This is a genomic window from Microbacterium barkeri (assembly GCF_027921765.1).
In the GTDB taxonomy this organism is placed as follows: Bacteria; Actinomycetota; Actinomycetes; order Actinomycetales; family Microbacteriaceae; genus Microbacterium; species Microbacterium barkeri.
On record NZ_BSEJ01000008.1, the window covers coordinates 77,509 to 89,645 of the forward strand.

12 protein-coding genes are annotated in these 12,137 nt (G+C 72.3%); 7 read left to right on the forward strand and 5 right to left on the reverse strand.

Features of this window, described 5'->3' with window-relative positions:
- Window positions 1-140: 140 nt before the first annotated feature.
- The gene (locus tag PKE79_RS09525) at window positions 141-1,526 is read right to left on the reverse strand and encodes a uracil-xanthine permease family protein (protein WP_271173461.1); all 1,386 of its coding nucleotides are present in this window, start codon (window positions 1,524-1,526) and stop codon (window positions 141-143) included.
- A gap of 230 nt (window positions 1,527-1,756) precedes the next feature.
- On the opposite strand from PKE79_RS09525, the gene PKE79_RS09530 reads away from it, so the two are divergent.
- Window positions 1,757-3,778: a BCCT family transporter gene (locus PKE79_RS09530; RefSeq protein WP_271173462.1), complete on the forward strand. Its 2,022-nt coding sequence runs from the start codon at window positions 1,757-1,759 to the stop codon at window positions 3,776-3,778.
- On the opposite strand, the gene PKE79_RS09535 is transcribed toward PKE79_RS09530, so the two are convergent.
- Entirely contained in the window at window positions 3,745-4,638 is an 894-nt protein-coding gene (locus PKE79_RS09535) for a phosphoribosylaminoimidazolesuccinocarboxamide synthase (RefSeq protein ID WP_271173463.1), read from the reverse strand. The genes PKE79_RS09530 and PKE79_RS09535 overlap by 34 nt on opposite strands.
- 51 nt (window positions 4,639-4,689) lie before the next feature.
- The gene (locus tag PKE79_RS09540) at window positions 4,690-4,884 is read right to left on the reverse strand and encodes a hypothetical protein (RefSeq protein ID WP_271173464.1); all 195 of its coding nucleotides are present in this window, start codon (window positions 4,882-4,884) and stop codon (window positions 4,690-4,692) included.
- Here PKE79_RS09540 and PKE79_RS09545 point away from each other — a divergent pair, their 5' ends adjacent.
- The 3 genes from PKE79_RS09545 (at window position 4,885) to PKE79_RS09555 (ending at window position 8,649) form a co-directional block, all read left to right on the forward strand.
- Window positions 4,885-6,744 carry a DEAD/DEAH box helicase gene (locus PKE79_RS09545; RefSeq protein ID WP_271173465.1) on the forward strand — a complete coding sequence of 620 codons (1,860 nt, stop codon included), beginning with the start codon at window positions 4,885-4,887 and terminating at the stop codon, window positions 6,742-6,744.
- Window positions 6,745-7,129: 385 nt separating this feature from the next.
- The gene (locus tag PKE79_RS09550) at window positions 7,130-8,188 is read left to right on the forward strand and encodes a DUF998 domain-containing protein (protein WP_271173466.1); all 1,059 of its coding nucleotides are present in this window, start codon (window positions 7,130-7,132) and stop codon (window positions 8,186-8,188) included.
- 44 nt (window positions 8,189-8,232) lie between these two features.
- Window positions 8,233-8,649 carry a DUF2695 domain-containing protein gene (locus PKE79_RS09555; RefSeq protein WP_271173467.1) on the forward strand — a complete coding sequence of 139 codons (417 nt, stop codon included), beginning with the start codon at window positions 8,233-8,235 and terminating at the stop codon, window positions 8,647-8,649.
- 64 nt (window positions 8,650-8,713) lie between these two features.
- Here the strand turns inward: PKE79_RS09555 and purD are convergent, their stop codons facing one another.
- The gene (purD, locus tag PKE79_RS09560) at window positions 8,714-9,985 is read right to left on the reverse strand and encodes a phosphoribosylamine--glycine ligase (protein WP_271173468.1); all 1,272 of its coding nucleotides are present in this window, start codon (window positions 9,983-9,985) and stop codon (window positions 8,714-8,716) included.
- 48 nt (window positions 9,986-10,033) lie between these two features.
- Complete coding sequence (locus PKE79_RS09565; RefSeq protein WP_271173469.1) at window positions 10,034-10,786, reverse strand: helix-turn-helix domain-containing protein; 753 nt, start codon at window positions 10,784-10,786, stop codon at window positions 10,034-10,036.
- Window positions 10,787-10,847: 61 nt separating this feature from the next.
- Here PKE79_RS09565 and PKE79_RS09570 point away from each other — a divergent pair, with 61 nt between their 5' ends.
- The 3 genes from PKE79_RS09570 (at window position 10,848) to PKE79_RS09580 (ending at window position 12,137) form a co-directional block, all read left to right on the forward strand.
- On the forward strand, window positions 10,848-11,378 hold the full coding sequence (locus PKE79_RS09570; protein ID WP_271173470.1) for a VOC family protein: 531 nt from the start codon (window positions 10,848-10,850) through the stop codon (window positions 11,376-11,378).
- A gap of 4 nt (window positions 11,379-11,382) precedes the next feature.
- Window positions 11,383-11,751 (forward strand): sterol carrier family protein, encoded by a 369-nt coding sequence (locus tag PKE79_RS09575; RefSeq protein WP_271173471.1) that lies wholly within the window; start codon window positions 11,383-11,385, stop codon window positions 11,749-11,751.
- A gap of 62 nt (window positions 11,752-11,813) precedes the next feature.
- Window positions 11,814-12,137 carry a potassium transporter Trk gene (locus PKE79_RS09580; protein ID WP_271173472.1) on the forward strand — a complete coding sequence of 108 codons (324 nt, stop codon included), beginning with the start codon at window positions 11,814-11,816 and terminating at the stop codon, window positions 12,135-12,137.

Sequence of the window (12,137 nt, forward strand, 5' to 3'; positions counted from 1 at the left end):
CAACTGCCTGTGAGACTAGCGCCCGTCGCCGAGCCCGGTGCCGGGAGCACTAGTCTCGACCACCGCCGCTAGTCTCACCGAGCGGGTGATCACCGCCGCTAGTCTCACCGGGGGCGCCACTGGGGGCGTCACCGGGGGCGTCACCGGGGCGCGTCACCACCGGCGGCGTCGCCGTCGAGGGGGTCGCCGCCGAGCGGGCCGACGGCGGGGATCGGGCCGCCGTCGTCGGCGCCCGTGCGGCGCGCGCGGGCGATGAGGTTGCCCAGGTGGTAGATCGCGAGCGCGGCGACCGTGCCGAGCACGATGCCGCCGAACGAGAACGCCCCCGCATCCAGGCTGAAGCCCGCGATCGCGATGACGAGCGCGACGGCCGCCGTGTACTGGTTGACGGGGCGCGAGAAGTCCACGCGGTTGTCGACCCAGATCTTGATGCCGATGATGCCGATGAGCCCGTACAGCGCGGTCGTGGCGCCGCCCAGCACCCCGGCGGGGATGGAGTTGAAGACCTCGCCGATCTTCGGCGAGAAGGCGAGCAGGATCGCGAAGCCGCCGGCGATCCAGTACACGGCCGTCGAGTACACGCGCGTCGCGGCCATGACGCCGATGTTCTCCCCGTACGTCGTCGTGCCCGAGCCGCCGAAGCCGCCCGCGAGCATGGTCGCGGCGCCGTCGGCGATGAGCGCGCGCCCGGTGTGCCGGTTGACGGACGCGTCCGTCATCGTCGCGACGCCGCGCACGTGCCCGACGTTCTCGGCGACGAGCACGAGCACGACGGGCAGGAACATGGCGATCGTCGTCCAGGTGCCGGGCGAGACGAAGTCGGGCAGGTGGAACTCGGGCAGCCCGATCCACGGCGCATCCGCGATGAGCTCGGCCGGAGTCCGGTCCCCGCGCAGCGGATTCGGGATGTCGAACGAGCCCGTGAACGCCGCGTAGACGTATCCGACGACGACACCGAGGAAGATCGAGATGCGGCCGAGGAAGCCGCGGAACAGCACCGAGAAGAGGATGACCGCGACGAGCGTGATCGTCGCCGTCGCGCCGTCGGCCTGGAAGTTCGTCCACGCGGTCGGCGCGAGGTTGAACCCGATGAGCGCGACGATCGCGCCGGCGACGACGGGCGGCATGAGCGCGTCCACCCACCCGAGTCCGGCGACCTGGACGACGACGCCGACGAGGGCGAGCAGCAGGCCGACCGCGACGACGCCCGCGAGCGCCGAGCCGGTGCCGCCGGCCGCGACGGCCGCCGTGATGGGGGCGATGAACGCGAAGGACGAGCCGAGGTAGCTCGGCAGCTGGTTCTTCGTGACGACGAGGAACAGCAGCGTCCCGAGACCGCTGAAGAGCAGCGTGGTCGACACGGGGAAGCCGGTGAGCGAGGGCACGAGGAACGTCGCGCCGAACATCGCGACGACGTGCTGCACGCCCATCGCGAGCGTGGCGGGCCACGACAGCCGCTCGGTCGGCGCGACGACGGCGCCGGGGGCGACGGTGCGTCCGTCGCCGTGCACGGTCCACAGGGGCATGGTTCTCCTTCGGGAAGCGGGAGCGCGCGCCGATGCGGATGGCCGGCGCGGGAAGAGCGGATGGCCGGATGCGGCCTCTGAAACGCTAGCGCCTCGCGCGGGCGGGCGGTGCGGGCGCCGCGCGTGCCCCTGTGCGATCGGGCCGTCGTCGCTATCGTGAAGCGCAGCATACGGACGGACGCATACGGAACGCAGGACGCCCCGCGGGGCGACGACGGCTTGGGGGAGACATGACCCAGAACACCGGCGCAGCAGGTGCCGCGCGCAAGCGCGAGCCCGGCAAGGAGAGCACGAAGCGGATCCTCCGGGAGGTGGCGCATCCCGCGCTGATCCCCGGCATCGGGGTCGAGGACACCGGGAGATCGTTCAGCACGAACTGGACCGTGTTCGGCATCGCGGGCGTGCTCGTGTTCGCGGTGGTGCTGTGGGGCTTCCTCGCCCCCGACAGCATCAGCGAGGTCGGCGCGGCGTCGCTGGGCTGGGTGACCACGAACTTCGGATGGCTGTTCTCGCTGCTCGCGGTCGTCACGATCGTGTTCATGCTCGTGCTCGGCTACGGCCGCACGGGCGGGGTGCGTCTCGGCTCGGATGAGGAGGAGCCGGAGTTCTCGACGGTCTCCTGGATCGCGATGCTCTTCTCCGCCGGCATGGGCATCGGGCTGCTCTTCTGGGGACCGGCCGAGCCCCTGGGCTACTTCAACGACGTGCCGTACGGCTTCGACTCGGAGCCCGGCAGCCGCGACGCCATGCACGACGCGCTCGCGCAGTCGCTCCTCCACTGGGGGCCGATGGCGTGGGCCTTCTACGCGCTCGTCGGCGGCGCCATCGCGTACGCCGCGTACCGGCGCGGGCGCCCGCCGCTCATCTCCGCGATCTTCCATCCGATCTTCGGCCAGCGCACCGAAGGATGGGCCGGCGCGATCATCGACGTCTTCGCGATCATCGTCACGCTCTTCGGCACCGGCGTCACGCTCGGGATGGGCGCGCTGCAGATCGCGAGCGGCGTCGAGTACGTCACGGGCGCCGGGCCCTTCGGCAATGCGGGCCTCATCATCATCGTGACGGTGCTGACGGCCGCGTTCGTCGCGTCGGCGGTGTCCGGCATCAAGCGCGGGATCCGGGCGCTGTCGAACATCAACATGGTGCTCGCGTTCGTCATCGCGGTGATCATCTTCGTCGTCGGACCCACGCTCTTCCTGCTGAACATCATCCCGGCGAGCCTGTCGGCGTTCCTCGAGGACCTCTGGACGATGCTCATGCGCAGCGCCGCCCAGGGTGAGGCCGCCGGAGAGTTCGTCTCGACGTGGACCAACTACTACTGGGCCTGGTGGATCTCGTGGACCCCCTTCGTGGGCATGTTCATCGCGAAGATCTCGCGCGGCCGCACCCTGCGGGAGTTCGTCACGGTCGTCATCGTCGTGCCGTCGGCCGTGTGCGCCATCTGGTTCGGCATCCTCGGCGGCACGACGATGTGGCTCGAGGAGGCCGGCCGCGGGATCAGCGAGGCCGGCGCGCCCGAGGCCATCCTCTTCGCGGTGCTCGACGAGATGCCGTTCGGCGTCGTCCTGTCGGTGGTCGCGATGGTGTCCATCGTGCTCTTCTTCGTCACGTCGGCCGATTCGGCCGCGATCGTCATGGGCTCGATGAGCCAGCGCGGAAAGCCCGAGCCGTCGACGTGGGTCACGCTCACCTGGGGGCTCCTCCTCGGCGCGGCGGCGCTCGCGCTGCTCCTCGCGGGCGGCGAGACCGCGCTGTCGGGCCTGCAGTCGATCATGGTCGTCTCGGCTCTGCCGTTCGCCTTCATCGTCATCGGCGTCATGATCGCGTGGGCGAAGGAGCTCGGCACCGACCCCTATATGCTCCGGCGGCGCTTCGCGAAGGCCGCGATCGCGCAGGGCGTGCGGCTCGGCATCGCCGAGCACGGTGACGACTTCGTCTTCGGCGCGACCGAGGTGGCGGCCGACGAGGGCGCGGGAGCCGGTATCGACACGGAGGACCCTGCGCTCACCGAGTGGTACGAGACGGCCACCGAGCAGCATCCGATCGTGCCGCGGAGGATGTGCGCCGCACGCTCGACCCCGGGCACATCCAGCCGCGCGGTCCGGAGAACCCCCGGCACACCGCCTCGGGCGATGCGTCGCTCACGGTGGGTGAGGAACGGCGTGCGCAGCGTCGGCCCCGCCGGGAGGACGAGGAGGCCTGAGCCCGGCGGTCGCCGTCAGGCGGTCATGCGCTCCAGCAGCTCGCGGTAGCGCGCGACCGTCCGCTCGACGATCTCGGCGGGGAGCGACGGCGGCTCGCCCTGCTTGTCCCAGTTCGCGGCGAGCCAGTCGCGCACGATCTGCTTGTCGAAGCTCGCCATGCGCTCGGCGGGCGTCGTCCCGGTCTTCCACGACGCGGCGTCCCAGTAGCGCGACGAGTCGCTCGTGAGCACCTCGTCGGCGAGCCGCAGAACGCCGTCGTCGTCGAGGCCGAACTCGAACTTCGTGTCGGCGAGGATGAGGCCCTTCGCCTCGGCGGCTGCGGCCGCTCGGCGGTAGATCTCGAGCGAGCGGTCGCGCAGCGCGGCCGCGCGTTCCTCGCCGACGAGGTCGACGGTCTGCGCGTAGGAGATGTTCTCGTCGTGCTCGCCCATCGGCGCCTTGTACGCCGGGGTGTAGATCGGCTCGGGCAGGCGGTCGCCGTTCTGGAGTCCCTCGGGAAGGGGGATGCCGCACACGGTGCCGCTCTCGACGTACTCGGCCCAGCCCGATCCGGTCAGGTAGCCGCGCACGACGCACTCGACCGGGAGCATGTCGAGCGAGCGGACGATCATCGCGCGGCCGGCGACCTCGGCGGGGATCTCCTCGGATGCGAGGTGGTTGGGGACGCGCTCGCCGCCATCCGCTCCCGCGAGCTGGTCGAACCACCACAGGCTGAGCGTCGTGAGGAGCTCGCCCTTGCCGGGGATGCCCGGAGAGAGCACGACGTCGAACGCGCTGACGCGGTCGCTCGCGACCACGAGCATCCGCTCGGCGCTCTCGCCGTCCGGTGTGTCGGCCGGCACGTACAGGTCGCGGACCTTGCCGGAGTAGACGTGCTTCCAGCCGGGGATCTCGAGGGCGTCGCTCACGGGACCATTATCGCGGGTGCGGAGGAGGCCTCCGCACCCGCGTGATCGGCGTCACTGCACGGCGACGAACGCCGTGTCGGCGAAGAGCCCGGGGGTGACCGCGCTCTCATGTGCATCGCCGTCGAGCGCGCGGGGTTCGGCCCGGGGATGGTCTGACCCCGACGAGCGCGCCGCAGATCGGCCGATCCGCGGCGGGATCACGGCGAGGACGACGCGGAATCGGCCGGGGCCGCATACCGTGGACACATGGCTTCAACCGATCCGACCGACACGCCCATCGACGGCGAGGGCGAGAGCACGCCGACCTTCTCCGACCTCGGACTCGGCGACGCCGTCCTGAAGGCGCTCAAGGACGTCGGGTACGAGACCCCGTCCGCCATCCAGGCCCAGACCATCCCGCTTCTCCTCGGCGGGCGCGACGTCCTCGGCGTCGCGCAGACGGGGACGGGGAAGACGGCCGCGTTCGCGCTGCCCATCCTCGACCAGCTCGACACGACGCAGAAGACGCCGCAGGCGCTCGTGCTCGCGCCCACGCGCGAGCTCGCGCTGCAGGTCTGCGAGGCGTTCGAGAAGTACGCCGCGCGCATGAAGGGCGTGCACGTCCTGCCGGTGTACGGCGGACAGGGCTACGGCACGCAGCTGTCGGCGCTGCGCCGCGGCGTGAACATCGTCGTCGGCACCCCGGGCCGCGTCATGGACCACCTCGACAAGGGCACGCTCGATCTGTCGGAGCTGCGGTTCCTCGTGCTCGACGAGGCCGACGAGATGCTCAAGATGGGCTTCGCGGAGGATGTCGAGACCATCCTCGCCGACACCCCCGACGACAAGCAGACCGCGCTGTTCTCGGCGACGATGCCCGCGCAGATCCGTCGGATCTCGCAGCAGCATCTGAACGACCCCGAGGAGATCACGGTCAAGAGCAAGACGACCACCTCGGCGAACATCACCCAGCGGTACCTCATGGTGTCGTACCCCCAGAAGGTCGATGCGCTCACGCGCATCCTCGAGGTCGAGAACTTCGACGGGATGATCGTCTTCGTCCGCACGAAGAGCGAGACCGAGACGCTCGCCGAGAAGCTGCGCGCCCGCGGCTACACGGCCGCGGCGATCAGCGGCGACATCGCACAGGCCCAGCGCGAGCGGACGGTCGAGCAGCTCAAGTCGGGCAAGCTCGACATCCTCGTGGCCACGGATGTCGCCGCGCGCGGCCTCGACGTCGACCGCATCACGCACGTCGTGAACTACGACATCCCCATCGACACGGAGTCGTACGTGCACCGCATCGGCCGGACGGGCCGCGCGGGCCGCACGGGTGACGCGATCAGCTTCGTGACGCCGCGGGAGCGCCGCCTGCTCGGCGCGATCGAGAAGGCGACGCGGCAGCCGCTGACCGAGATGCAGATCCCGACCGCCGAGGACGTCAACGTCACGCGCCTCAGCCGCTTCGACGACGCGATCACGGCCGCGCTCGCCGACCAGGAGCGGATCGCGGAGTTCCGCGACATCATCGCGCACTACGTCAACCACCACGATGTCGTCGAGTCCGACGTGGCGGCCGCGCTCGCGGTCGTGGCGCAGGGCGACACGCCGCTCCTGCTGCCGCCCGACCCGCCCCGGCGCGAGCGGGCGCAGCGCGAGGATCGCGAACGCCGCTTCGACGACGACCGCGGCGGACGCGAGGAGCGCCGTCCCCGCGGCGGCGGTCAGTACTCCCCGTACCGCATCGAGGTCGGGAAGCGTCAGCGGGTCGAGCCGCGCCAGATCGTGGGCGCCCTCGCGAACGAGGGCGGGCTGCGTCGCGACGACTTCGGTCGCATCGACATCCGCCCCGACTTCTCGATCGTCGAGCTGCCGGCCGACCTGCCGCAGGAGACGCTCGACCGCCTCGCCGACACGCGCATCAGCGGCCAGCTCATCGAGCTCAAGCCCGACCCGCGTCCGTTCCGCAGCACGGGCGGACCGCGTGGCGGCGGGCGCTTCCGCGACGACCGCGACGGTGGCGGGCGCGGCGGCTACCGCGGGGATCGGGATGGCCGCGGCCGCGGATCGCGCGACGGCGGCTTCCGCGACCGCGACGACCGGCCCCCGCGCAAGCCGCGGCACTGACGCTCGCGCCGCGGCGCCGACGGCCGCGGCGCCGACGGCCGCGGCGGTGGCGGCGCGGTGGCCGTTCAGGTCGCGGTTGGCGGCGTTAATCGGCCGGGTTGGGCCGGTTACTGCGACCTGGGTCGGGTGCTGGCCGTTCGGGTCGCAGTTGGCGGCCTTGATCGGCCGGTTTGGGCCGGTTACTGCGACCTGGGTGGGGCGGCGCCGTTCGGGTCGCGGTTCGCGGCCTTGATCGGCGAGTTGTCGCCGGTTACTGCGACCTGGGTTGGGCGGCGCCGTTCGGGTCGCCGTTGGCGGCCTTGATCGGCCGGTCGGGGCCGCATTCTGCGACCTGGGTGGGGCGGTGGCTCCGCCTGACGTCCGACGCGCGTGCTTCGATGGACGCGTGAACGACGTCGACGCCCTCCGCTCAGAGTCCTCGGTAACGGCGGCGTCGTGGGTGTGCTTCATCGTCGGCGCGCTTGCGGGGTCGGCGCTGCTGTGGGGCGTCGCGCGGCCGCTTGCCGGAGAGGGGTCGATCGGCTTCCCCGCGGCGGCCGTGACGGCGCTCGTCGCCGCGGGTGCGTTCGCGATGAGCACCGTGCGCTTCCGCGGTGCGGAGACCGCGGGCATGCCGCCGTGGCAGACCGCCGTGTCGCGTGTCTCGGATGCCGCGGTCGCCCTCGCTGTGGCAGGCGTGAGCGCGCTGGCGGTGCTCTGCGCGGGGGAGGTGCTCGCGATCGGCCTGCACGGGCTCGAGGTGCCGCCGCTCGGCGGAGGGCTCCTCACGGGCATCGCCTCGGCGGCGAGCGGAGGCTTCGCGTATGGCCTCGGCATGCGCCTGCGCACCCGCGAGCTCGTCACCCTGCTCTTCGCGTTCCTCATCACGGGGACGCTGTTCTCGATGCTCACCGCGGCCGACCCGTGGTGGTGGGAGCGCAACTTCTCCCAGCTGGGCGCGGGCGGGCAGACGTCATGGGCCTTCAACGGCACGCTCGTCGTCGGCGGGCTCCTGCTCGCGACGGTCGGCTCGTACGTGGGCCGCGACCTCCACCGGATCCTCGGCGACGACGCGCTCGGCCGCATCGGATGGATCGTCGTGCTGTTCGCGCTCGCCGGCGCCGCGCTCGCGGGCGTCGGGCTGCTCCCGGTCCACCGCGCGCAGCTCGCCCACAACGTCGCGGCCTTCGCCCTTCTCGCCCTCCTCGGCGCGCTGGCGGTGGCGACCATCCGGATCATCCCCGGCCGCCCTCGCGCCCTCGCCGTGACGTCGGCCGGCGTGGCCGTGGGCCTCGTCGTCGCGGTCCTGCTGTGGCGGCCGCTTGCGATCTACTCCGCGACCGGTCTCGAGGCCGTCGCGGTGGGGCTCGCGTTCGTGTGGCTCACGACGCTCCTGCGCACGCTCGCTGCACTCGCCCCCGAGGGCTCGAGGCCCTCCGCACGCGTGCGTCTCGCCGTGCGCTGAGCTGCCGATCCGCCGATGTCGGCGGTCGGCCGTACGTTCTGCGCATGGAGACGAAGGATGTCGGCGATGAGGCCGAGCAGATCGTCCGGGCGCTGTCCGACGGTCTGACGACACCGCACGAGGTCGAGTGCCTCGTTTGCTACCTGAACCGGATGATGACCGAGTTCGGATGCGACGGGACGCTGCGGTTCGCGCGGCGGTTCAGAGACGAGCGCGCGCCGCGGGCGACGGGGCTCGAGGCGCGCCTGGAGGGGATGGGCGGCTTCTGCGACTGCGAGGTGCTCTTCAACGCCTACGCGCCCGCGCGCCACCTCTGGACACCCGAGCACTGGAGCGTCGACGACGACGGCGAGCCCGTGCTGGTCGAGGAGGCGGAGCCGGAGACGATCCCCGCGTGCGCGGGTGTGACGCGAGGCTCCTCCCAGCCCTGCCGCAACTGGGAGCGCGCCCGGCGATGGTGACGCGCACCCGCCGAGGGCAGCGCGCGCCTCCCGCCGTGCGCCTCCCGCCTGCCGCCTGTCGCGTCTACTGGGCGACGCGGGCCGCGATGTCGGTGCGGTGGTGGGAGCCTTCGAGACGGATCTCCGCGATGCCTCGGTAGGCGCGCTCGCGCGCCTCGCGGAAGTCGGCGCCGCGGGCGACGACGTTGAGCACGCGCCCGCCGGTCGCGATGAGTCCGCCGTCGTCGGCCTGCGCGGTCGCGGCGTGCGCGACATGCACGCCGGCGATGGCCTCGGCCTCGACGATGCCGGTGATCGGCCGACCCGTCACGGGCGACTCGGGGTAGCCCTCACTCGCGACGACGACCGTCACGGCGACGTCGTCGGAGAATGCGGGCGCCGGCTCGTCCTCGAGGGTGCCGGTCGCCGCCGCCAGGAGCAGGCGCGAGAGCGGCGTGACGAGGCGCGGCAGGACCACCTGCGTCTCGGGGTCGCCGAAGCGCGCGTTGAACTCGATGACGCGCACGCCCGCCTCGGTCACGATGAGTCCTGCGTAGAGGAGGCCGATGAAGGGGGTGCCCTCCTCGTCGAGGCGGCGGATGACCGGCAGCGCGACCTCGTCGGTCACGTGCTGGACGAAGGCGTCCTCGCCACCGAAGCGCTCGGCGAGCCACGGGAGCGGCGAGTAGGCGCCCATGCCGCCGGTGTTGGGGCCCTCGTCGCCGTCGAGCGCGCGCTTGAAGTCCTGCGCGGGGCTCAGGGCGCGCACGGTGTCGCCGTCGCTGAGGAAGAAGAGCGAGACCTCGGGCCCCGAGAGGAACTCCTCGACGAGCACGGGCCCGGTCGGCAGGTACTCGGCGGCGTGGTCGAGAGCCGCCTGTCGGTCGGAGGTGACGATCACGCCCTTCCCGGCGGCGAGCCCGTCGGCCTTCACGACGTGGGGCGCTCCGAACGCGTCGAGCGCGGCGGCGACCTCGTCGAGCGAGCGTGCGTGCGTGGCGCGGCCCGTGGGGACCCCGGCCTCCTCCATGATCCGCTTCGCGAAGGCCTTCGAGCCCTCGAGCGCGGCGGCGGCCTTGCCCGGGCCGAAGACGGGGATGCCGTGCTCGCGCAGCACATCCGCGACGCCGGCGACGAGCGGAGCCTCGGGGCCGACGATGACGAGGTTCACTCCGTGCTCGTTCGCGAACTCGGTGACCGCCGCGCCGTCGAGCATGTCGACGTCGACGATCTCGGCGTCGCGGGCGATGCCGGCGTTGCCGGGGGCGGCGAGCAGCTCGTGGCCCGCGTCCTCCGACTTCAGGGCGAGGATGATGGCGTGCTCGCGCGCACCGGAGCCGAGAACGAGGATCTTCACGCGCAGAAGCCTACCGAGGCGCTTCCGAGCGCGGAAACGCGATGACGCTCACGGCCCCGCGCGGTACTCCGACGGTGTGAACCCGAGGACCGACGAGAACTCGCGCGTGAGGTGGGCGTGGTCGGCGAAGCCGAACTCTGCGGCGATGTCACGCAGCGGGCGATCCGGCGCGAGCCGGACGGCCTCGGCCGCGTCCTGCAGACGGCGGCGGCGGATGATCGCGGCGGGCGGCAGGCCGAAGCTGCGGCGAGCGAGGCGGTCGAGCGAGCGGACCGAGCGGTGCATGCGCTCGGCGAGGTCGGCGACGCGCAGCAGCGTCGGATCCCCTTCGACCGTCTCGAGGAGCGCGTTCGCCGCGAGATCGTCGTCATCGAGCCGCTCGAGCACGCGGCGGAGCGCCTCGGTCAGGGCTTCGCGCGCGGTGTCCGGACGGTCGACCGCTCCCTCGACGGCGACCGGCTCCCACGCGTCGACCAGTGCGGCGAAGGGGCGGGTCGCGAGGTGACGCCCGGCCGCCGGCGTGAGCAGCGCGCCCAGCGCCCAGCCCGTGCCGCGCAGCTCGCGGACCCCGTGCGTCGTGGTCGGACCGTACAGCAGCGCGGCGCCGTCCTCCGCGACGAGATTCGCGACGGGGTAGCCGAGCACGTGCTGCGCGCGCACCTCCCCGTCGGGCAGATCCCACGAGGGCTGCCACCACTGGCGCATGACCGGCGCGAGCTCCGCCGAAGCCGCGACCCGCACCATCCGCACGTCTGGGCGCGGCGTGAGATCGCCCTTCCGGAACAGGGGGTCGTCGGCCACGCGTCCGAGTATGGCGCGAATCTTCAAGCGCGGCCTCGAGCCCCCGACCTAGCGTCGGGGCATGGCAGAGAACACGATCGCCGCGAACGGCGAGCACACCGACAACGGAACCCCTCGCACCGTCACCGCGCTCACGCCCTTCCTCGCACTGCGGGATGCGCGCAGTGCCGTGCGCTTCTACACCGAGGCGCTCGGCGCCCGGCAGCTGTACGCGGTCGAGATGCCCGGCGAGAGCGGCGAGTCCGTCGTCTCGCACGCGACGCTCGACTTCGGCGGGCGCGGGCGGCTCGAGGTGGGGGAGGCGATGGCGGCCTTCGGCACCGTCCCGCAGCCGGACGGCGACGCGGCGCACTTCTCGATCGCCCTCTACGTCCCCGACGTCGATGCCGTCGTCGCGCGCGCCGTGGCCGCGGGTGCGACGGTGCGCGAGGCGCCGCAGGACTTCGTCTCGGGCGACCGATTCGCCTCCATCCGCGACCCGTACGGCGTGCGGTGGTCGATCATGACGCGCATCGAGGACCTCTCCGACGAGGAGAGCGCCGACCGTGTGCTGACCTGGGCCGCCTCCTACGCGGAGGCGACCGTAAGCTGACGGGATGGCACGGAGGATCCCGACGGGCGACGGCCGCGACGCGATCGCGGCCGTGCGCGCCGCCGTCGCGCAGGGGAGCAGGCCGCAGCGGACCGACCTCGCCACGGCCGTCCGCTACCTCCTGCAGCTGCTCGAGGAGCGCGCGCCCGGCGGCAGCGTCGAGGTGCGCGTGCCGCCGTTCGGCGCCGTGCAGGTGATCGAGGGTCCGCGCCACACGCGCGGCACCCCGCCCAACGTCGTCGAGCTCGACCCGGTCACGTGGATCGCGGTCGCGACCGGCGAGCGCAGCTGGGAGGACGAGGCCGCAGCGGGCCGCATCTCGGCCTCCGGCACGCGCGCCGACATCTCGATGCTCCTGCCGGTCCTCTTCTGACGGTTCCCGGCTCGTCCCCCGATGGGAGACGGTTCCCAGGATGCCGGGGGAGAATACCGACCATGGCCGAGACCTCCGCAGCGCACACCGACGCCGATGTGGCGAAGGTGCGCCGCGCCCCGAAGTACAGCGTGTTCGCCGCGCTCGGGGCCGCCGTCGGCATCATCGCCGCGCTCATCCTGTCGACCGTGTTCGACGGCACGGGGGAGGCGAGCCCCTTCACGAAGGTCGTCTACTCGCCGTCGCAGGCGTTCGGCTTCATCATGCTGTGGTGCGTGCCCGCGGGTGTGCTCCTCGGGATGCTCGTCGCGCTCGTGCTCGACTGGACGATCGGCCGGCGCACGCGCGAGGTGCACGTCGCGCACGAGCAGGTCGACGAAGCCTGA